This window comes from Pirellulales bacterium (assembly GCA_033762255.1).
Taxonomy (GTDB): Bacteria; Planctomycetota; Planctomycetia; order Pirellulales; family JALHPA01; genus JANRLT01.
The window spans coordinates 288,938-310,703 of sequence record JANRLT010000065.1 but is presented as its reverse complement, the minus strand read 5'-3'; the positions used below and the strand labels follow the sequence as shown (position 1 = coordinate 310,703).

Annotated in this window: 13 protein-coding genes; 5 read left to right on the top strand and 8 right to left on the bottom strand. The window is 57.4% G+C overall.

The genetic code is table 11. The features are described 5' to 3' along the window. The first annotated feature begins 44 nt into the window (after positions 1-44). The 3 genes from sppA to SFX18_18565 all read left to right on the top strand — a co-directional run bounded on the left by sppA (position 45) and on the right by SFX18_18565 (position 5,053). Positions 45-2,027: a signal peptide peptidase SppA gene (sppA, locus tag SFX18_18575; protein ID MDX1965156.1), complete on the top strand. Its 1,983-nt coding sequence runs from the start codon at positions 45-47 to the stop codon at positions 2,025-2,027. Positions 2,028-2,280: 253 nt separating this feature from the next. Continuing rightward, the gene (locus SFX18_18570; protein MDX1965155.1) at positions 2,281-3,339 is read left to right on the top strand and encodes an HD domain-containing protein; all 1,059 of its coding nucleotides are present in this window, start codon (positions 2,281-2,283) and stop codon (positions 3,337-3,339) included. Positions 3,340-3,484: 145 nt separating this feature from the next. Continuing rightward, on the top strand, positions 3,485-5,053 hold the full coding sequence (locus SFX18_18565) for a hypothetical protein (GenBank protein MDX1965154.1): 1,569 nt from the start codon (positions 3,485-3,487) through the stop codon (positions 5,051-5,053). A gap of 105 nt (positions 5,054-5,158) precedes the next feature. Here the strand turns inward: SFX18_18565 and SFX18_18560 are convergent, their stop codons facing one another. From SFX18_18560 to SFX18_18535, 6 genes are all read right to left on the bottom strand, one after another. Next, positions 5,159-5,914, bottom strand: a complete 756-nt coding sequence (locus SFX18_18560) for an LON peptidase substrate-binding domain-containing protein (protein ID MDX1965153.1) — start codon at positions 5,912-5,914, stop codon at positions 5,159-5,161. Positions 5,915-5,985: 71 nt separating this feature from the next. After that, on the bottom strand, positions 5,986-8,511 hold the full coding sequence (locus tag SFX18_18555; protein ID MDX1965152.1) for a DUF3656 domain-containing protein: 2,526 nt from the start codon (positions 8,509-8,511) through the stop codon (positions 5,986-5,988). Positions 8,512-8,798: 287 nt separating this feature from the next. Next, positions 8,799-9,578: a PEP-CTERM sorting domain-containing protein gene (locus SFX18_18550; GenBank protein MDX1965151.1), complete on the bottom strand. Its 780-nt coding sequence runs from the start codon at positions 9,576-9,578 to the stop codon at positions 8,799-8,801. 164 nt (positions 9,579-9,742) lie between these two features. Then, positions 9,743-10,429: a hypothetical protein gene (locus SFX18_18545; GenBank protein ID MDX1965150.1), complete on the bottom strand. Its 687-nt coding sequence runs from the start codon at positions 10,427-10,429 to the stop codon at positions 9,743-9,745. Positions 10,430-11,239: 810 nt separating this feature from the next. Further along, entirely contained in the window at positions 11,240-12,628 is a 1,389-nt protein-coding gene (locus SFX18_18540) for a DUF1552 domain-containing protein (protein MDX1965149.1), read from the bottom strand. Next, positions 12,625-15,183 carry a DUF1592 domain-containing protein gene (locus tag SFX18_18535; protein MDX1965148.1) on the bottom strand — a complete coding sequence of 853 codons (2,559 nt, stop codon included), beginning with the start codon at positions 15,181-15,183 and terminating at the stop codon, positions 12,625-12,627. Before SFX18_18535 ends, SFX18_18540 begins: the two co-directional genes overlap by 4 nt. A 341-nt stretch (positions 15,184-15,524) precedes the next feature. Between SFX18_18535 and SFX18_18530 the strand changes: the two genes are divergently transcribed. Then, the gene (locus SFX18_18530) at positions 15,525-16,922 is read left to right on the top strand and encodes an ATP-grasp domain-containing protein (GenBank protein MDX1965147.1); all 1,398 of its coding nucleotides are present in this window, start codon (positions 15,525-15,527) and stop codon (positions 16,920-16,922) included. A 119-nt stretch (positions 16,923-17,041) separates the two neighbouring features. Here the strand turns inward: SFX18_18530 and SFX18_18525 are convergent, their stop codons facing one another. Continuing rightward, positions 17,042-17,914 (bottom strand): alpha/beta fold hydrolase, encoded by an 873-nt coding sequence (locus SFX18_18525; protein MDX1965146.1) that lies wholly within the window; start codon positions 17,912-17,914, stop codon positions 17,042-17,044. A gap of 360 nt (positions 17,915-18,274) precedes the next feature. On the opposite strand from SFX18_18525, the gene ppk1 reads away from it, so the two are divergent. After that, positions 18,275-20,446: a polyphosphate kinase 1 gene (gene ppk1, locus SFX18_18520; GenBank protein MDX1965145.1), complete on the top strand. Its 2,172-nt coding sequence runs from the start codon at positions 18,275-18,277 to the stop codon at positions 20,444-20,446. Between the two features lie 481 nt (positions 20,447-20,927). On the opposite strand, the gene SFX18_18515 is transcribed toward ppk1, so the two are convergent. Then, entirely contained in the window at positions 20,928-21,653 is a 726-nt protein-coding gene (locus tag SFX18_18515) for a site-2 protease family protein (protein MDX1965144.1), read from the bottom strand. Positions 21,654-21,766: the final 113 nt, after the last annotated feature.

Sequence of the window (21,766 nt, the reverse complement as noted above, 5' to 3'; positions counted from 1 at the left end):
CATTCATGGGGACTCAAGTTTTACTATCGGGAGTTGGTCAACAGATGTCACGACGAATTGGATTTGCGATCATTTGTGTGTGGGGACTTGGTGGTCTCTTGGGTGGCATTACGCATGCCGCGGACGAACCCGCCTCCGCGACCAACGCCAAGGAAGCGACCCCCGTGGAAGCCGCCGCGCAAGTGGCAGCCGACAAGCCTGCGGACCAAAAAAATGAGCCTCAACCCGCGGAGACCAAGCCCGCCAGTGACAATATACCCGCTGAACCGGCCAAGCCCGCCGACACCAAGCCTACCGAAACCAAGCCCAATGAAGCTAAGCCCGCCAAAAAGGCCGATCCCCCCACGATCAAGATCGCGGGGTTTAAACTAGCGGGCGATATTCCCGAAGGAGTCGAGACCGAGTCGCTTTTTAGCGATACCAGCGACACCATTCAAACAGTCATCAACCGCCTGGAAAAAGCGGCTGCGGACGCCGAACTGGCGGGAATCCTGCTCGAACTGGATGGGACGTCGCTGGGCGCCGCCCGCCGCGAGGAACTGCGTGGCGCGATCCAACGCGTGCGCCGCGCGGGGAAGCCGATTTACGCGTTCCTCAAAAACGGCGATAAATCGGACTATCTATTGGCCAGCGCCTGCGACAAGGTCTTCCTCTTGCCGGAAGGAAACTTGTCACTCTTGGGCGTGCGGATGGAGCTGCAATTTTATAAGGACATTTTTGATAAATACGGGGTGCAGGCCGACATGCTGCAGGTCGGGGATTTTAAGGGGACCGGAGAACCGTACACCCGCAACAGCATGAGTCCCGAATTGCGCAGCAAAATGGAAACGTTGTGCGAGGATATGTTTCAGCAAATGATTGAGCAAATCTCCGTCGACCGCAAACTAGAACGGGGCAAGGTGCGGGACTTAATCGATGAGGGACTACTGACCGGGCGGGAGGCCCTGGCCGCAGGACTGATCGATCGACTGGCCTACGAGGACGAAGTGCGGGCCGAGTTGGCCAAACTCAAGCCCGAAGGCGAATTGAAAATCCTACCTAATTACGGCGCGGCCAAGCGGGAGGAAATCGATTTTTCCGGCATCGGGGGAATGCTGAAAATGATGGAATTGCTTAGCGGCGGCGGAGATAAGAAGAAATCCACCGCCAAGGGAAAGAAAATCGCCGTGGTCTATGCCATTGGGGCGATTGTCGATGGCAAAAGCGGCGTCAGCCTGATGAACGGCGAAACGGTCGGCTCCGACACCTTGTGCAAAGCCCTGACCGACGCCGATAAAAACCCCGATGTGGTGGCGATTGTCCTGCGCATCGACAGTCCCGGCGGATCGGCCCTGGCCAGCGATGTCATCTGGCGCACCGTCACCCAATGCCAAAAACCGGTCGTGGCTAGCATGGGGGACACGGCGGCCAGCGGCGGATACTACATCGCGATGGGGGCGGATCGGGTGCTGGCCGAGCCGGGCACCCTGACCGGCTCAATTGGCGTGGTCGGCGGCAAGATTGCCCTAGGGGGCGCGCTGGAAAAATTTGGCGTTAAGACGGAAGTCATCAGCCGGGGGCGCAATAGCGGTTTGGAATCCACCTTTGCTCCGATGAGTGACTCGGAAAAGAACGCCTTCCTCAAAATGATGCGGGACACCTATCAACAATTTACCGCCAAAGCCGCCGAGGGACGCAAATTGGAACTCAAACAACTGGAGGAACTGGCGGGTGGGCGGGTCTTTACCGGCCGCCAGGCGGTGGTCAATAAGCTGGTGGATCAACTGGGGACGCTGGAAGACGCCGTAGCGGAGGCCCGCAAACTGGCGAAGATCCCCGCCGAGGAAAAACTCCCCCGCATCTACCTGCCCGAGGGGGGGAATCCCCTGGGAGGGTTGGGTGGCCTTTTGGGCGTGCAAACAACGCTCCATTCAACCGTGCCGGTGGAAGTGCGCGACGCCTTGGCCACGTTACGGCGGCTGCCGCTTTTACAACGCGGACTCAGCAAACCGGCGGTCATGCTACCGTACGAGCTGCGGATAAGGTAGGAGGGCGGTTAGAGCTAAATTATTTTTTGGCCGTCTACGGCACTGTCAACGATTCGCTATCAGATGAGCCGTAGGACGGTAGCCCCGGGTTGAAGCGTCAAAAACCGTGGGCTAGTGCCTAGCGGTTGATTTGCCTAACTCGAATGTTTAACTTTGACACAGCACGAGGGTTGTAATTTTGTGTAAATTACAATCAGCGGCGTGTCGTGGTCCCTTCAATCTTTACTTTAGTCTTTACTAAGATCATTCCCCCATGGCCGCCGCGCTCTTTCCTTTATTGCCGCTGGCGGATTTTATGCCCGGCCAAGAGGCGGATTGCTTTGCCCTGCTCACGGCCAAGGAGCTGCTTACCACCCGCGACCACAAACCCTATTACAAAGTCACCTTTCGCGACGCGCGCCGCGAAGTCAGCTTTCCCTTGTGGGCGGACTCCGCCTTTTACGCCAACTGCCGTGATCACTGGCAGCCAGGCATGCACTATAAATTGCGGGCGACCTATAAAGAAACCGCCTATGGTCCGCAACTCGATATCCAAAAACTGCGTCCTGTTACGGACAAGGACCGCCAGGATGGCTTTGATCCGTGGATGTGCATCCCCCGCTCGCGATTTAATAGCGAGCGAATGTTCGCCGAGTTGTGTGACCTCGTGCGTGAAAAAGTCACCACGCCCGCCTTACGCGACCTCACGTTGGCCCTGCTCCAACGCCATCAAACGGCGTTGCTGGCCTTGCCCGCCGCGACCAAGAATCACCATGCCTACGTGGGGGGGTTTTTAGAACATGTGGTAAGCGTCACGCGCACCGCGGTCTATCTGGCGGAAAAATACGACGCCTATTACAGCGAACTGATTCCCCGGCTACGCGTCGAACTGGTCGTGGCCGGAGCGGTGTTGCATGATATCGGTAAATTGCAAGAAATCGAGCTAACCCCCCAAGGGGCGCAGTACACGTCCGCGGGGGCGCTCATTGGCCATATGGTCCAGGGGCGCGATCTGGTCCGCGACGCCGCGGTGGAGTTTTCCTTGCCCGCCGATTTGCAGTTGCGGCTAGAGCACATCATCCTTTCGCATCAACGGCTGCCCGAGTGGGGCTCGCCCAAGCCCCCCATGACCCCCGAGGCGTATTTGGTCCATTATGCCGACGATATCGATGCCAAGATGAATATGCTGGCCGAAGCATTGTCCAATCCCGCCGAGACCGGCCCGCTCACCAGTAAAAAAAACCGTCTCTTCCAGCAACTCTACAAAGGTCCCGGCCCGGACTCTGGGGCGGCGCCGGATGCCTCCCTACTGGATCTTCCCACGGTGGAATGACGCGCGGATACAAGTCACAGTGGACGATTTTCGACTGTGAAGAGCGCGCTTCCCGGATTACCGCGTGAATTCACTGTCGGCCCCGGGAGCAAAATATGCTAAACTTCTTTATTAACCCTTTGTTTCCGCGCACGTTTAAACGCGTATGACCGACGCTCTTTCCCAGCCCCCCGCTTACGCGCGTGCTACTTGGCGTGAATGGCTGGCCAATCCCGATCCCGAGGGAGTTTCTGGAACCCTGCGGCTGTTTCGCGTCTGGGGGGTAATCTTACAAATCTTATCCCTGGGAATCACCTGGCCGGTCTGGTTGGCGCACACTTACACCCAGCCGATTCGGGGCTGGGGAGATTGGCTGGGGATGATTTTTGATTTTCAGCCGGATCATTGGAGCGCGCGCAGCGTGCCGCTGTTGCCCGTGGCGGATGGTTCCTACGGCCCTCCCCTGGATTTTTTGTGGTTGCTGATCGTCTCGGCGGGGGTGATGCTGGTCTATTTTCGGATTGGGCTTGCTTGTCACGCCGGGGTATTGATTTGGGCGATCCTGCAGGATGAAATTCGGCTGCAACCGCAAGTGATCTCGCCGCTTTTGCTCTTGGCGGGGACGCTGCCCGGTCCGGCTGGGCGCGATTTAGCCAGAATTCACCTGGGGACCCTTTGGTTTTATGCTGGCTTGCATAAGCTGCTCTCCCCCCGATTTGCTAGCGAGGGGGTTCATATATTTCCAAATTTGTTCCTGTTCCCCGTTGATGAATCGACCGCCCAGGCGCTGGTCGTGGCGATTCCCCTTGCGGAAATGCTACTAGGCGTGATGGTGTTTGTTCCCTCCACGCGGATTTTTGCCACGATAGGGGGGGTGGTCTTGCATTTGCTGATTTTTATCAGTGCCAGCCGACTGCCATCGGCATTTCAGGCGGTATCCACGGGCCAATGGGAAGCAAGCCTGGCGGCGCTCGATCCCGCCACCTGGCCCGATCCCGTCTGGCCCTGGAATCTGCTGCTCATGGCCGCCGCGCCGGTGTTTCTCTGGCCCTGGCAAGGAGTTTCTTTATCCGTTACTTGGAAACAACTGAACTGGCCCGCGCGGGTTGTCGCGATCATGCTCTTGGCGACGCCCTTAACTTATTATCTGGGTTGGTGGCACGCGTATTTGTCGCATTGTCTGGTCTCCGGCAACGTGGTCCGGGGCTACCGCCTGCCGCGGGAAAAAGTCCCCCGCTTTTATGCCCTGCGTCCACCCGGTGACGACATTTGGGCGTGGCTACAAAACAGCGATCCCGCCACGCGCGAGAAATTTTTGGTGGAACTGCCCCGCGTGGTGCAAGCCGATCTGCGGGTCTCGCTTCCCCCTAGCGTGAATATTTTGCAGCGACTGTTCGCGCGGATTGCCAATAAAGGGGATCAACTGTTGATAAAGGTTCCCCAGTTACTTAGTCAATATAGCGGCGCGCAATCGCGGGAAATCATCCACGGCACCGTCGATGGACTCAAGCAGGGGGATGGTTGGGTGGAATACGACCAGGAGGAGCGGCCGCTGTATTCCGGGGGATATGTGGATGACAAGGAAGAAGGTTGGTGGATCGAATGGCGCCCCGATGGGACCAAGGCTCTCGAGGGAGAATACCGAGCGGGAATAATGCATGGCCGCTGGCGGGTGTATGGCGCCGACGGCAGCGTGCGCGAACATCTTTACATCGAAGGGCGGCAAGTGGAGTAAGCGGAAATGTCATCCCGCCCCTGCCGTAGGCGCGCTGGATGTCAGGCGCACGGCTTGTAAGGAAAAGGATTTCCGCTTCCTCCCGGGTTGACTCTGTCGCGCGCGCTAATTTTGACTAAAGTCCGGTGGAAACGACCGCCGCGCGGAGGGATTGGCCCCGTTGGCTGAATTCTGGGACTCGCTTTCGGACGCCGGTTGTCCCGCCAGGATACGTTGAAAGTGCTCTAGCAATCGCTCCGCCCGTCGATCCACCACGGTCTCGGCCAGCAGGCCCACTTTGTTCTCGGGGGGCATATCCAGGGTGTAACTGATGATATCGCACAGGGTTCCCAATGAAATCCGCTGGCCCAGCACTTCGCGCAACTGCTCGGGTCCATCGGCCAATTTGGGCAATGCCCGTTGAAAGACATCTAATAATTGCGCCTGCAGCGCGTCGCGGTGTCCCTCGCTCGCTAGGGGATACTCATCTTCCAAGATGGTAGCCTGAAATTCGCGATAGAGCTTTTCCGGGGGAAGTTCGGTGATCAACTGCAACCGCCGTACCCCCACCAGCAGGACATTGTAGGTGTTTTTATCGGTCAAATGATAATTCATGACCCGGCAGAGGCAGCCGTATTCCAAAAGCGGGGGGCGTCCTTCGTAATCCCCTTCCCAGCCAGGGGCCAGCACGCCCAATGTCAATAAGCCGTCCCCGGCCAGGGCTTCCTGCAGCAGGGCCTTGTAGCGGGGTTCAAAAATATGCATGGGTTGCATGACATGGGGAAAGAGCACCAAGTTTGGCAGGGGAAAAACCCGCGTTATGCCGCTAAACCGCTCGATCTCAAAGGGGGATTCGTCAAACAAAGGGGGTGGCTCCCGCACGAGGTTGATGCATGAAAACGAACCGGGACTTACGTTGTGACTTCCGCAATAACGCCGATTTTGCGGAGATATTAACCTGACAAGGTGCCCCGCGTCACGCCTAATTGGTTGAGCACCCGCAACTGGCGAAAGGTTTGTCGCGCGGGTTCTTCGCCCGCCAGCACGCGGGCATAGCGGTCCAGCAGCCCGGCGGTTTCGGTCGCGGATTCGCGCAAGAGGTCGACGCGAAAGTACCTTACCCCCCGCGTGAGCATCCGGGGCAAATATTCCACGGCTGTTTGGGGCAATGAATTGTACACCGTATTGCGGCAGCCAGTATCCGCGACCAGGGGCAAATCCGCCCCCACCCGGTCGCGCAACTCCACCCGGTGGTGGTCGCAGGGACGGCCGCAGTCGCGCCAGTCCTTGCCCGTGCTCAGCATCGCGGCAAACACGCAATGCTCCATGTGAAACATGGGCATGTGTTGATGAATGACAGGCTCCAGTCCCAGCGGATCGACGGCGTCCAACAAACCGGCCAGTTGTTCCCAGTTCAGGTCATAGCTGGGTACCAGCCGAGTCAGGCCGCTATCCCACAAAAGCGCCGCGGTCAGGGGATTAGACACATTGAGCGAAAAATCGCCGTACAAGGGGAGACCGGGAAAATGCTCTTGAAAATAGCCCAGGCCCCCCAGGTTGCGGATGAGAATGCGGTCCGGTTGCGCCTTGCCAATGATGGATAACAGGCCTTCTTCGCCCGGCTTCAGAATACGCAGCGTGGCCAACCCAATGGGACAGTTTGCCTCCCGCGCCAGGGGAACCAGCGCGCGATAGCGGCGGACATCTTCAAAATCGCAATAAACGGCCTCCAGCGTGATGGATGGGACAGGGGGTTGCCAAGCCAATACCGCCAGCAGTTGCGCTTCGTTTCGCACCAGCACGCTGATTTGTGGTGCGGCGGGGGGAGCGCGACGGGGCGCGCGGGAAATCTCGCGCAGCCGCTGGGAGAGTTTTTCCGGTTGAAATATCGCGGGGCGCTGCTCTTCCCGCTTTATCAGCAGTTCGGTGACCGCCTCGCGGCGCAGTTCATTGAGCACGCTCTTGGGCAGCATGGCCGTCGGGGGCAAGTGAGTGGCGATCTCCCCCAGGGTGTAGGGGGAGTCCCCCAACCGGCCCAGTTGTTCCCGTAATAATTCCAGCGTGACCGGGTGTTTTTGCGCGACAGCCAAAGGTCCTGGCCAGGTGGCGGCGGCGGTCAAGCCTGTCGTGGCATCCCGGGCGGTTAATGTCACCGCACTCCCCAATGTACCGGCAACTTCAAAATTCACCGTTTGCCGGTGCACCACGGTGTCGCGGGCGTAGGTCTGTTCCATGCGGCGGCGCAGGTCAGGGTCGTCGGTACGCCAGACAATGGCCTCCCGTTCGATCGCGGCAAAATTGATCGCACCGGGTCCAAAGCGAATATTGACCAGGGGTGGTTCATGGGGCGCGCCGCCGGAAAGGATCTCCACGTGATAAAGGCGGCCCCCTTGTTCATCCTGTTCGGGATGCCCTTGGTCAAAGACCACGCCGTCACCCGGTTTTAACAGATCTTGTTTGTGCTCTTCGACCTGGACCACAATGCCGCCATGATCCACGCGCAGCACGGTACCCACGCGGACGCCGCGGGCCTTGGGGAAGCGCGCGGGGACCAGCGTTTGATGATTCAAGCCCCCTAAAAATCCGGTCGTAAATCCGCGGGAAAAGCTCTGCTCTAGATCGATCGCCGCCGCTGGACCAAGGACGAAATTTTGTCCCGCCACCGCCGCATCCAGCGCCGCCCGATAGGTCTGCGACGTGGCCGCGACATAATGAGCGCTTTTCAGGCGGCCTTCGATTTTAAAGCTGGCCACACCCGCGGCCAGCAGCGGTTGGATCAACTCGGGGGCGGCCAAATCCTGGGGACTCAGCAGATAGGCCCGCTCGCCAAAATCCCGCGCGGCGCCATCGACCACCATTTCGTACGGCAGACGGCAGGCCTGCGCGCATTGCCCCCGGTTGGCGCTGCGCCCCCCCAGGGCCTCGCTGGTCAGGCACTGCCCACTATACGCCACGCACAACGCCCCATGCACAAAGACCTCGACCGGCGTGGTTGTGGCGGCGGTGATCTGCTGAATCTCACCCACCGACAGCTCCCGCGCCAGAATCACCCGTTCCACCCCCAGGCGACTGACCCAGTCAATGCCGCGCGGTTCTGTGAGCGTCATTTGCGTCGAACCATGCACGGGCAAGTGCGGCGCGACCCGCCGGATCAAATCCGCCACGCCCAGGTCCTGCACAATGACGGCATCCACGCCGGCCCGGACCAGCTCCCCCAGGATCCGCGCGACATCTGGCAATTCATCGGTAAAAATAAGCGTGTTCAGCGTGACATAACCGCGAACATTATGGTCGTGCAAAAAATCGAGGATTTGAGGCAATTCCTCGGGCGGAAAATTTGTCGCGCGAAAGCGGGCGTTAAAGTTAGGCAGGCCAAAATAGACCGCGTTCGCGCCATTGGCCACCGCCGCGCGGAGCGCCTCCCAGTCCCCGGCGGGGGCGAGCAGTTCGGGAGTTGGGGCCAAACGGGCGGGCATCATGAGGTTAATAAAAAATGAGCGGACCGTCATTGTCGACGGATAAACATTTATTATAGTCCTCGGGGCAGGGTTGCAGTAGTTGCTGGAATAAACCCATTTATAGGCGAAAGCGGCGGTTGATCGCTCCCCGCTTTGTAAAAAAGCTGAAATCATCCCACCCGCTCGGTTAGCGGGTGAACGCATCTGCGGCAATCCTCATAAAAAATGCCCGCTTGTTGCCAAGCGAGCTGTTTTTTTTATAAAAGAAATTTCCGTGAGTAGTCCCGCTACATCCCGCCACGCGCAGATTAGGCCGTGCGTGCGCGGCGGGCGGCACACCAACTCAGACCGACCACGGCAAAACCAGCTAATAGCCAAGTCGAAGGTTCGGGTATAACCGATCCAGAAATAATAATGTTATCCACGCGCCAATTGCCCGAGGTGCTGTTGATGGGATTGCCCGCCAAATTCACATATTGGCCGGCATTCGGCCCACTGGGGGCAAAGGCCGAGACCAAACGCACGCCAAACAGCGGATTATTATCAGCGGCGGTCAGTGACGACAGATCGACCGTGATGCCATTGATCCAACCCTCGGTAGCGCCCGCGGTTTGAATCCCCCCCGCATTCAGCCAAGAGCTGCCGTCGGTCGTGTATTGCGCCTGAAGGTGCTTGACCCCTTGGGTGGTGGCGCTCCAGTCAAAAGTCAAAAAGATATCCTGAAAGCCCGTGGTGCTAGCGAGGAATTCCGCCCCTTGGCTGTATTGGGGGGCCAGGGCGGACCAGCCATTGCCGTTCCCCGTCCCCGCCGAGCGAATCCGCCAGGTCTTGTTGCCGGTGGCCGGGCCGGAGGTGCCGTTTTGCAAGATTACATCCGCCATGCTGACACTGGGGGGCGTGGTCAGATTGTTGGTCATGCCCAGTGTCGTGGCCGAGCCGCTTCCCACGGCGGGGGCGGGTGTGTTGTTTATCCCGACGGCCAATTGTTCAAAGGTAAAGGCGGTGATGGTGTCCGCGGAGGTGTTCAGCGCGACACCTGTGGCGAGCGCGAGAGCCAACGAACCAGCGAGCAAATTGAGCAACTTCATGAGCGGTCTCCCCTAAAAAAATTGTGGCAATTGCAAAAAACAAGCGGACCACGATGGCCGCGGGCAAATGCTATTCCGCTGGTCAGCGTAACAGGGAGGGCCGGGACGTGTGTTTGAATGATGTTAGGATTTAAATAAATTATGTAATTTTTATTGCCATGCCGTTAGGGGACTTGCGAAATCCCCCCAGCCACCAGGGCATCACGGAACGGTTGCTTCGTCCCGCGAATCCAAAACCAGCCAGCCTTGTGGCGCTTGCCCAGGAGGATGTGGCTTTGGTTCATCATGATTAAGAGACTGACTGGTAGTGCAATGATTGAAGTTATCGCCAAAATGCCAATTACAACCGACACAAGGCTGCTGGGTACCACCGTAATAATTGACACAAAAAAAATACAGCAAATCGAACCCAAAAAAATCCCCCAGAGCCACCCATACAAGCGCCAACGGCCGCGCAGATGCTCGCGGCACAGGTAATAATCTACAACACAGCTTTTTTGCAAAGTAACCAAAAAGATAACTCCGGGTAAGACACCCAACAGTATAAACAGATAGTGCCACCAGGCATTCACGCCGATCGTCTTTTGCTGTTTGGGGGCATCGTGCGCGTGGGCGCCGCAAAAGATACAGAGTGGCGGTAGCGTTAGGGGATTGGTCGAGACCACGTCCCGCCCCTGAATATAATAACTGGTTTCCACTCCCGGCGGCATGGCCAAGAGCGTGGTCTGCGGCGCGGCGTAGGGATTATCGGCATGCAACGATTGATTAGCGCGCGGAAGCGCTGGGGTTGGGGGCACCAATTCGGCGACCAGGGGAACTTCCTCGGCCACCGGCAAGGACGGCGTCCCCACGGCGGGGGGCGGGATAATTGGTTTTGCAACCGGATTTGAGGGAGGTATGTAACCAAATGGGCCAGTAGGCTTTGCCATGAGAAGTGCCCCGGAGAAAACTATTGTCTAAAAAACGTCCCGCCACGGAGCTAGTTTATTTTGACCAGGGGCAATTCGCAAGCAGCCCCGCGCGGATGGGGCGATGATGATGCCCGGATTCTGTCGCAAGCCAGTGCCGCCGCGTCCGCTAGAACGAAACACAAATAAAATTTTTTCGAAATTATTCAGCTTCAACTAATCTGGGCCGAAACCGCGGGGCATGCATGAAGGAACCAAGCACAACCCCATCCGGCGGCATAGCGGCGGCCGGGTAGGCATAAGGACGCATGAAGCCGTTGCAACACCCTGATTTTGCAGAATGATGATAATACGCTTTCTAGCTAAACGTAGCGCGGCTAGCAATTTGTGAATGTATCCAGGTATTCATGAGTTATTTCCGCATGACGTAACCGCGTTGCGGTAGAATTTCTTGGCTTGCGGTATTCCCAGGGTAGCCGCTACGCGGCAACCCTGGGCTGAGTTCCATAACCGCTTCGCGGTACTTCGCTACCGCAACGGGGTTCTGTAACAAAGCCCACGGGTTGGAGCGCAGCGAACAACCCTGGGAAAAGAACAAAACCAGTGAACTCCTACTCCAACGGAGTTACGGAATCCCTTGGTAAACTGGGTAAAAACCGCGCTATGATTACTTGCAATTAGTATAAGATGCCAATTATAGATTTGTGCACGAAATTACCAGGTATGGGATCAATAACAAATTTCGTAAGGGGATTAACCCCGCAGTTCCTTTAGGTGTCCTGTGCTGTCCCCCAGGGATTCGACATTCGCCCCGGCCACGGCTAGCATGCCCAGCCACAGGTTATTGAGCGGCGTTTGATTTTCTAGCATGACATGCCGACCGGTGGGGACCGCCCCGCCGCCGCGCCCCGCGACCAGGATTGGCAGCTTGTTATGGTTATGGCGGTTGCCATCGCCAATGCAACTGCCATAGCTGACCAGGCAATTATCCAGTAGCGTCCGGTCCCCTTCGCGCACGCCGCGCAGCTTTTCGAGAAGATAAGCCAAATGCTGCATGTGATAGGCGTTGATCTTGCTGATTTTCTCCTGCTTTTTGGGGTCGCGGCCATGATGCGATAACTCGTGATGCGCCTCGGAGACTTCGATTTCGGGATAGTTCTTGTTGCTTCCCTCGTTGGCCAGGGGGAATGTCACAATCCGCGTGGAATCCGTCTGCCACGCTAGCACCAGCATGTCCAGCATCAGTTTGACATGATTGGTGAATTCCTTGGGGATACCCTCGGGCTTGGCCCCGGCTTTGGCTAGCGAAGCCGGATGGTCGCCGCGCGCTTCTTGTTCGGCCCGTGTGATCCGTTGTTCCAGCTCGCGCACGCTGGTCAGGTATTCGTCCAACTTGCGCTGGTCGGTGCGGCTCAGTTTCTTATTTAAACGGCGGGCGTCTTCTTGGGCAAAATCCAGAATGCTCTTTTGGTATTTCTCTCGCTCGGCGCGGGATTCCCCTTGTTCGTTCTTGGGCCCTTCGCCAAACAGCCGCTCAAACACCAACCGCGGATTGACCTCCGCCGGATTGGGCGTGCTTTCGCTTTTCCAAGAGATATTCGACGAATAGGCGCAGCTATAGCCCGAATCGCACTCGCCCGATTGACGGCTGCGCTCGATCCCCAATTCCAACGACGCAAACTTGGTCAGTTTGCCAATTTGCTGTGCTCCGGCCTGATCGACCGACACGCCCACCTTAATATCCGCCCCGCTGGTTTTATAAGCTTGCTTTCCCGTGAGATAGGTCGCCATGCTACGGGCATGATCGCCTGGGCCGTCGCCGTTGGCCTCGGCATGGTGCTGGGCCAGATTGGTAAAGACGTTGATCGTGTCCTTAAACGCCTCCACTGGTTTGAGCAGGGGCGTCAGCTCATTCAGCGGGCCGGCTTCCTTGGGCGTCCAGTCCGGCATGTGCATCCCATTAGGCACATACAGAAACGCCAGTCGCACCGGGGCCGCGGCTGCATCGGCCGCGCGGGACACTCCCGCTAGCCGCACGGCGGGGAGCATGCCATCGAGCAGCGGCAGCGCCAGACCCACGCCCAGCCCGCGCAAGATGGTCCGCCGGGATAGTTTGCCGAATTCGGATTTTTGGCTGTTCATGGTCGAACTCCTGCGCCACGTTTTTGTTGAAAGGGAGCGCTGTTGACGATTTCGGTCAAGAGCGCGGAAAAACGGTAATCCTGGCTAGCCATAGCGGCCGCAATGCGGTCCACCGTGACTTCATCATACTCTTCCAGGCCCCGGCCGACAGCATAAGTCAGCATTTTTTCGGTTAAACAGCGGACGAATAACTCTTTTTTCGACTTCAGAATCTGTTTTAATTCCACAGGTCCGGAAAATTTGACATTTCCGGGCAAAACCCCGCTAGCATCGATCGCCTCGGTGCCGTCCTGCTCGCGCCAAGCCCCCAAGGCGTCAAAGTTTTCCAGCCCAAAGCCCATGCTGTCCATTTGGCGATGGCAGGACGCGCACATGGGATTTGCGCGGTGTTGCTCCATGCGCTGCTTGAGGGTGCCGACCAGGGGCCCTTGGTCTTCCTTGTCATCTTCTAGTTTGGGGACTTCCGGCGGCGCGGGGGGAGGGGGAGTCCCCAATAAAGTTTCCATGATCCATTTGCCCCGTTTGACCGGTGACGTGCGGGTAGGATTGCTATTGAGGGCCAGAATTCCCGCCATGCCCAGGAGTCCCCCCCGTCGCGCGGCCAGGGGGTTGTCGGCGGAAAGGTCCACGCGGCGAAAATGGTCGCCGGCAATCCCCGGAAAGCCATAATGGAGTGCCAGCCGCTCGTTGAGAAACGTAAAGTCGGCGTCCAAAAACTCTAGAACGCTGCGATCCTCCACCAAAAGTGTGGCAAAAAAGAGCGTGGTCTCTTTTTGCATGGCGGCCCGCAGTTGGTCGTCAAAGGCGCTATATTTCGTCGTGTCAAACTGCACATCCGCCAGCCGCCGCGTTTGCAGCCACTGCCCGCCAAAGTTATCCACCAGGGCCTGCGCCTTGCGGTCGCGCATCATTCGTTTGACCTGCGCGGCCAAATTGTTCCCTTGACGGAGCGCACCCTTTTCAGCCAGGGCAAACAACTCATCATCCGGCATGCTATTCCACAAAAAATAACTCAGCCGCGTCGCCAGTTCAAAATCGTTCAGTTCATAGACAAAATTAGGATCATCCGGCTTGGGGTCCAGCTCTATCCGATACAAAAAATGGGGGGAGACCAACACCGCCGTGCAGGCCAGTTGAATCCCCCGCTCAAACGGTTGTTTGTCTTCCTCGACGGTTTCCCAAATTTTTAGCAGGCGTTCTAGCTCATCGCTGGTCGCCGGCCGGCGAAACGCGCGGGACGCAAACCGGTCGATGATTTTTTCCGCCGCGTCGCGACGGGCTTTGCGGCGTTCAGCGCTCGCTTTTTCGGCGGCGGCCTTTTCGGGATCTTTTTTTAATGTGACAATCCGCTTACGCGGCTTATTCAGATCCTCGGGCTGTAACTTTGGCGGCGTCACAAATAAAATTTGCTTGTGCGTCGCCGGGAGCGTGGACTCGTCTAGCCCTAACGGACCCCGCACCTCCACCCAATGGATGATCAGGTTGCGGTCTCCCCCTTTTTTGGGATCGTCATTTTTTGGCAAGTAGTAATCATTGTCAAAGGAAACCGCCAGCCGCTTATTTCCCGCGGAAAACTCTTGCTGGATTTGAAACACCCGTGGTTTAAAGCGATCATTCGCCACGTCCCAGGTCTTTAGCGCTTTGTCATCAATCTTGAGCGACATCCGCGCCGGATCGGGACCGGCCTGGTCTCCCCAGGCCTCGATACGAACCTGGTATTCGCCCGGCGTGGGAAAATTAAAATCGCCCCGCACCGCGCCGTCCGATGTCAGCAGATGGGCTTCGGATTCGGGCACCCGCCCGCCGTTGTCCGCGGTCAGCTTCGCCCCGGTCATCCGGTTGGTGTACATCTTGGCCGGATCGGGAACGACAATCGCCCGATCCATGATTTTCTCGGCCGCCAAAAAATACTTTTCCAGGAGGATCGGCGGCATCGCCAGGACATCGCCGATGTTGTCAAACCCATAGCCGACGTCGTCGCTGGGAAAATCTTCCGCCGGGCGAAAGTCAACGCCCACGAGATCGCGAATGGTGTTGTTGTATTCGGCGCGATTCAAACGGCGAATGGTGACGCGGCCCGGATCGATCGGGGCGTCCGCCAAAGAGCTTTTTAACAATCCCTCAATCAAGGCGGCGGCGTGATCGCTTTCCCCTTCGGCGGGTTGGGTGTCGTGATCGCTGGGGGGCATTTCGCGGTTGCGCAGTTTACTGGCCACCGTTCGCCAGACCCGTCGTTCCCGCAGCAGTTGCTCGCCCGTGGTTGTTTTTTCCAGATCGATCCCCGCTTCGGCCTCCTTTCCCGCGTGGCAGTCCACGCAATATTTTTTAATAAACGGCACGACTTTGCCGGGAACCTCGGCCGACAATTGCGCGGTCGTGGCGGATGCCGGGGAGGATTCCTCTCCCCTGGCTATTCCTTTACTGGAATCTAGTAAGTCGCTGTTTCCCCACAACAACAACCCGCCACACAACATGCCCAAGAGGCTGCCAACCAGCCGGTGATAACGGCTAGGAGAAAACTGGTTTTTGGCGGCGTTGGCGGATTTATCCAGCATGATCGGCGATTGTAGAATGGCTCTTACCGGATTATAAGCGGTTAACCCGTCACGGCGATCCGGCCGTGGCGCGGGCTATCCCACCAACCGTGGGAGGGTGCTTGTTTTAATAAGCGCGGATTCAGCAAAGAAGGAGGGCCTCTAAGGCCGTAGCTTTGCATGAATCCAGTTTGTTCTACGCGGCAGGTGGGACCGGAGATTCCCCGGCGGGCCGCAGGTCTTTCCTATTTAAGCATACTTGACCACCTGAGTCCAGGTTTTTTTTGCCTGGGTAAAAATCAAATCCGCTCCACATTTTTCGTTATATTTGCAACCAATTATTCAGCAACTGGAAATTACTCGTGTCCCTGCCGCAAAATTTACTCCTCATCGGCGCAAGCGTTCGGGCCGCGGCCGCTTCAGCGGTGCAGGCCGGATATCAGCCAGAACATGGACGCCTCTTGTGGTGCGCCGATAGGTTTGGCGATACCGACCTGCAAATGCTGGCCGAAATCACCGAAATCTGCGACCCCTTCCCCACGGGCTTTCCCTCGCTTTTGGCCAATGCCCCCAGCGGCACGCTGATCTACACCGGGGCGATGGAAAATCACCTCCAGACACTTGCCGCTTGCCTGACGCCGCGACATCGCTTGGCGGGCAATTCGCCAGAGGTTGTCGCCGCCGTGCGAGACCCGTTCTCGTGGACTGCCGTCTTGCGACAAGCTGGCCTGCCGTTTGCGGAAATCCGCAATGAACCGCCAGAAAAAACTTTGCCCAAACCTTTACAAGCAGAATCAGTTCTCCCACAGAATCACACCCCACCCCTGTGGCTGTGCAAACCGCTCCGCTCGGGGGGAGGGATAGGCATCAATTTTTGGAGCGCGGAACCGGCCGCCGCAGCCGTACCTGCAAACCACTTTTGGCAAAAATATATTCCCGGCACGCCTGTCAGCGCGGTGTATGTCGCCGCCGGACGCCAAGCGGTCTGCCTAGGGAGTACCCGACAACTGATTGGGCAGTCGTGGTGTTGGGGGGAAACGGCCAGCCCCGCGGATATGGATGTTAGCGGAAAAGCAGGTCCGCGGGGAAATTACGAATCTGCCACGTCGCGACCGCGCTCCTTTCAATATTGTGGCTCGATGGGGCCGCTGCATTTGCCGGATGATATCTTTGCGCAGTGGCAGGCCATTGGCGATGTGCTGGCCCGCGAGTTTGGCCTCGTCGGCCTGTTTGGCGTGGATGCCATTTGGACCGCCGACGGACGGATCGTGCCGGTGGAAATCAACCCCCGCTACACGGCGTCGATCGAAGTACTAGAGCGTTCGAGTCTGTTAGGAACACGGGGCACCCGTGGCGAACGGCTGCTGGCGATCAAACTGCATCTCGAAGCGTGCCTCCTGGGCAAGTTGCCAGCGCGGGCGATCCCGTTTGCCAGACTGGTCGTGGGGAAAGCGATTTTGCATGTTCCGGACGCCGCGCCGCGGAGAACTGAACTAACGCAAGAAGGATTTGATGGATTGCCTAACCAACAACCCTGGCGATTTACCACGGCCGCCGCGCAGTGGTGCGCGATTCGCAATCTGTCCAGCGGCCGACCGAGTGTGGCGGACTTGCCCATGGCGGAAAGTCCCATTTACGCGGGGGAACCGCTACTGACAATTTTTGCCGAAGGGACCGATGAAACGGCCGTGGAGGCGGAACTGCTCGACACGGCCGGGGAGTTGTATGAACTGCTGCAGGGGGAGGTTGAAATAAATTAAGAATGCAGAATGATGAATGCAGAATAGAAATGCCAGCAATTCTGACTTAACCCACAATCCACTACCTCCCACGGGTCCTGCCGAGGCTCGTCCCCCGTCACCCCTGCACACCCGCCACCCTATCCTACCCAATGCGCCACGCGGCGGATGACCCGATCCGGCGCGTCCTCCAGCACCCAATGTCCCGCGTCGGCGATACGTTCCACCTCCGCCTCGGGCCAGACACGTTCAAATTGCTCTAAAAACCACGGCGTAAAGCACCAATCCCGCATCCCCCAAATCAAAAGCTTGGGCATGTCCCCTAAACTGGGCAGCCCCGCCTCGATCTCGGCCAATTTGGCATAGCTGGGGTGCCGGGGCGATAACGGGATATCCTCGACAAATCGTTGGATTGCCACTCGTTCCGCCCAGGAGCCATACGGAGCCGCGTATCCCGCGCGCACCAGGGGAGTAAGATTTTGCCGCTGTTCCACCGCCATGGAAAAGGCGGCAATTTGAAAGGCATTCAGCCCCCTGACGGCCAACGGACCAAAAATAGGCCAACGGCAGACGGCAATCCGCCACGGGATTTTATCGCTGCGAAACGCCCCGGTGTTCAGCAGGCCTAGGCGCGCCACGCGGTCACGGTGTTCGAGGGCGGCTCCGGTGGCAATGGCCCCCCCCCAATCATGGCCAATGAGCGTGACATGGCGTAACTGCAAACCGGTTAGGAACTTACCCAATTGCCGCACTCGGTCCGCCAGCCGATACGGGCCATCCGGTGGTTTGTCGCTCAATCCGCAGCCAAGTTGGTCCACCGCGATGACGCGATAGCGGGTGGACCAGGCGGTAATGGCATTTCGCCAATAAAACGACCAAGTCGGGTTGCCATGGACCAGGACCAGTGTCGGGGTATCAGCGAGTCGGGGGCCTTCATCCACATAGTGCCAGCGGTGCCCTTCGACCGTAAGTCCTTGCGATTCAAACGGATAAAGAGTACGCCAGTCAGTCACAAGAGTAAGGGACAGGGGTAAGGGACGCAGGTCGCGGGATAAAGCCGCCGAAGGTATCGGCGGAACGGGGTGCGAGGGAAAATGCCACGCCTCAACTTAAATCGTAATTTGCCATTCGTAAATTGTAATTACCACTGTAACTCCTTGCCATTTATCATCTTGCGTAAATCGACCAAAATCCAACCTACGATTATCATAAAGGACTTTCCCGCTGCCGCAATGCCCCGCTGCTGCGATAAAATAGGATTATGCGAACCAATGGGCATAGAAGGACCTATAAGCTAAGGTTGACGGTGGAACATTGTTCCGTCGATACAACTTCATTAGATTTTCCAAATTACCTAAAAAGCGAATCCTGCCGTGACTGAGCAATCGTTTCAACCCGAGCATTTTATCAATCGCGAGATGAGTTGGCTGGAGTTCAACGCCCGCGTCTTGGAAGAGGCCGAGGACCCCACCAATCCGTTGCTCGAGCGGGTTAAGTTCTTGTCGATTTTCAGTTCGAACCTGGACGAATTTTTTATGGTGCGGGTGTCGGGCCTGCGGGAACAGGCGTTTGGCGACGGTGCGCCTCAAGATTACTCCCCCGATGGCTTGCGGCCCATCGTGCAGTTGCAGCGGATCGCGCGGCGTACGCAGGAATTGGTCGCGGCGCAGTATCGATGTTGGAACGACGCGATCCGGCCCCTGCTGGCCGAACGGGAAATTCGGCTGTTGGGCTATCACGAACTGAGCGATGTCCAACGCGACCAGCTAGGCAAGTACTTTCGCGAGCGGGCGTTCCCTATCTTGACGCCGATGGCGGTGGATCCCTCGCACCCCAGCCCGCATTACCACAACCGGGGGTTGTATCTGGCGGCCATGCTGGAACGCCGCCGAGGCCTGGGGCCAAAACAGATGTTCGCCGTGGTGCAGGTCCCCACGGTGTTGCCGCGGTTGGTGCCGGTGGGCCTGGCGGGAGAGCAGCACTTTATCCTGCTGGAAGAAGCGATCTCCGCGTGGCTGCCGGAACTGTTTGGCGGATTTGCCACGCAAAGCTGGACCACGTTTCGCATTACGCGCGATAGCGATGTGGAACTGCTGGAACAAGAATCCGACGATATGCTGCGCTTGATCGAGGAACGGCTCAAGGCGCGGCAACATGGGGACGCGGTGCGGCTGGAAGTGGCCGCCGGCGGCAGCGAGGAACTGCTGCGGAGCATCATTGACGAGGAATACATCCGCGACAATGTGCCAGAGGGCTATAGCGAGGTGTACCGCATCGACGGGCCGCTGGATTTGACCGCGCTGATGGAACTGACCCGCCTTCCCAACCATGCGGCGCTGCGCGATCCCCCTTTTACGCCGCAATTGCCCCGTGGCATCCGTCGCCGCGGCGACGACCTGTTTGCCACGATTGCCCGGAGGGATATTTTAGTCCATCATCCGTATGATACGTTTGACACGGTGGTCGACTTTGTCAATCGCGCGGCCCACGATCCCAAGGTGCTGGCCATCAAGCAAACATTGTACCGCACCAGCGGCGACTCCCCCGTGACCCGCGCGCTGATCCAAGCGGCCGAAAACGGCAAGCATGTCACGGCGCTGGTGGAGCTAAAGGCCCGCTTTGACGAGGCGAATAACGTCTCTTGGGCCAGACAACTGGAACGCGCGGGCGTGCACGTGGTGTTTGGCTTTTTGGACCTAAAAACGCATTGCAAACTTTCCCTGGTCGTGCGGCAGGAAGGAAATAATTTGCGGCGGTACGTCCATTTGGGGACGGGAAATTACAATCCCACGACCGCGCTGGTTTACACCGATCTAGGGTTATTTACCGCGAATGAGGATTTGGCGGCGGACGCCTCGGCGCTCTTTAACCTGTTAACCGGGTATTCCCAGGGGCATCAATGGCGCAAACTGGTCGTCGCCCCCACGGATATGCATCGCCGCACGCTGCAGCTTATTGATGAACAAACCGAGATCGCTCGCCAGGGGGGGCCGTCGCGCATATTTGCCAAACTGAACGCGCTGGTTGATCATCGCACGATTGAGGCCTTGTACCGCGCCAGTCAGGCGGGCGTGCCGATCGATATTATCGACCGCGGCGTCTGCTGCCTGCGGCCCGGCCTGCCGGGAATCTCCGAGACCATTCGGGTGCGCAGCATCGTTGATCGCTTTTTGGAGCATAGCCGCATCTTTGTCTTTGGGCCGGATAGCTCGGCCAAGGTTTTTTTGGCCAGCGCCGATTGGATGCCGCGTAATTTTTATCGCCGGGTAGAGGTCATGTTTCCCGTCGAATCGCCCGAGCTAAAAGACCGCATCCTGCACGAGATCATCCCCGCCTATCTGCTGGATAATGTCAAAACCCGCGTGCTGAACGCGGACTCCACCTACACGCGCCTGCTGCCGAATCATGGCGAATCACCCTACCGTTGCCAGGAACGACTATTGTCCCTGCGCAATTCCGGCTTAGCCAGCACTCCGCAGTTGGAATCCCGCCCCAGCCTCAACGGCTATGCCGAAAACTTTGAGCGGGTTGAAGGAAACCCGTAAAGAGCCCAGGGTATTACAACCGGAACGGAGAAAGTTCTAAAGTTGCATGCTAAATTACTTCCCAGTAAAAACCCGCCACGTTTCGTGCTAACGGACATGCGGGGAATCATCATCGGGTTCTTGTTTTTTTTGAGCGACCCCGATAAGGTTTACAAATTTTTACGGGAAGGAGCCGAGGAAGCAGGGGAAAATACAGAGCCGCGTACCTCTTGCGGGATTAGTGTCGATGAGCGCGGATTAGCGGTAAAAAAATACGTAAGGAACACTAATCCGCACTGATCGACACTTATCTATATTTTGTCTGCTCCGCTCTCTCTGTTTCCTCCTGTTTATCCGGTATCCGCATCAGTTTGGGTCGCATAATAACTGACTTGCCGGTGAAAACCAGCTAAATATCGTGCTAACACGCATTTCGTGTATCATCAGGGTTCCTATTTTTTTGAGCGATTCTTAGCGGAGGATAAGAGATCCGCTGGGCACATTAAAAACTCCAAAATAACACGCGAAAATAGACCCAAAAAATATCTCCAATTAAGTACCGATTGAATAGCCCGCTGGCGGCGATCACGCCCAGCATGACAAATGATGGTTGCAGAGAAAATTCCAGGTATCTTTCAAACAGGCGGGGGGGCAGGACCAATTGCCAGATCGCGCTCCCATCCAGCGGGGGAACGGGGATGAGGTTGAATACCATTAAAATCAGATTTTGCAAGCTGACTAAAAAAATGACGGCGTATACCTTGATTAGCGGGGGGGATGGTTCGTTGGTGAGCAATTCCAGGGGATATCGCAATAAACCATCGTCAAACAAATCCTCCGGGTTAATCAGTCCGCCATGCAACAGGGCCATCATCCCGGCCAGCGTCACCACCATTAAAAAAAAATTCGCCAAGGGTCCGGCCATGGCCATCACCAATGCCCGCCCTGGATAACGCAATCTCCAGTGCAAATTGTAAGGAGCGCTGGCCCACCCCCAAATATTGCCTGTTAAGAGATAAGAGAGCAACGGCAGCACCACCGTGCCGATCGGTTCGCGCTGGATATGCGGCAGGGGATTGATCGTAACCTGTCCCCCCAAATATGCCGTTTCGTCCCCCATCCAATATGCCGCCAGCGCGTGCCCCGCCTCGTGCAATGTCAAACTCAACAAAAACACCAGATACCAAATCAGGCCAAACAGCAAAAAATTGGCGGAAAGTTCCGGCATGCTCGCGCTTTCTGCAAAACGAAAACTGAAACGGGTTTTTCGCTAAAAAACTACCTCGCATTCCAAGTTAAGATCCCAACATCGCCAGCCCGGACGCGCAACCGTTTAATCCG

What these genes read in the sequence shown, in the direction of transcription:
- sppA (MDX1965156.1), top strand. Translation starts at nt 45, where the DNA reads ATGTCACGACGAATTGGATTTGCGATCATTTGTGTGTGGGGACTTGGT.
- SFX18_18550 (MDX1965151.1), bottom strand. Translation starts at nt 9,578, where the DNA reads ATGAAGTTGCTCAATTTGCTCGCTGGTTCGTTGGCTCTCGCGCTCGCC.
- SFX18_18565 (MDX1965154.1), top strand. Translation starts at nt 3,485, where the DNA reads ATGACCGACGCTCTTTCCCAGCCCCCCGCTTACGCGCGTGCTACTTGG.
- SFX18_18535 (MDX1965148.1), bottom strand. Translation starts at nt 15,183, where the DNA reads ATGCTGGATAAATCCGCCAACGCCGCCAAAAACCAGTTTTCTCCTAGC.
- SFX18_18570 (MDX1965155.1), top strand. Translation starts at nt 2,281, where the DNA reads ATGGCCGCCGCGCTCTTTCCTTTATTGCCGCTGGCGGATTTTATGCCC.
- SFX18_18540 (MDX1965149.1), bottom strand. Translation starts at nt 12,628, where the DNA reads ATGAACAGCCAAAAATCCGAATTCGGCAAACTATCCCGGCGGACCATC.
- SFX18_18515 (MDX1965144.1), bottom strand. Translation starts at nt 21,653, where the DNA reads ATGCCGGAACTTTCCGCCAATTTTTTGCTGTTTGGCCTGATTTGGTAT.
- SFX18_18555 (MDX1965152.1), bottom strand. Translation starts at nt 8,511, where the DNA reads ATGATGCCCGCCCGTTTGGCCCCAACTCCCGAACTGCTCGCCCCCGCC.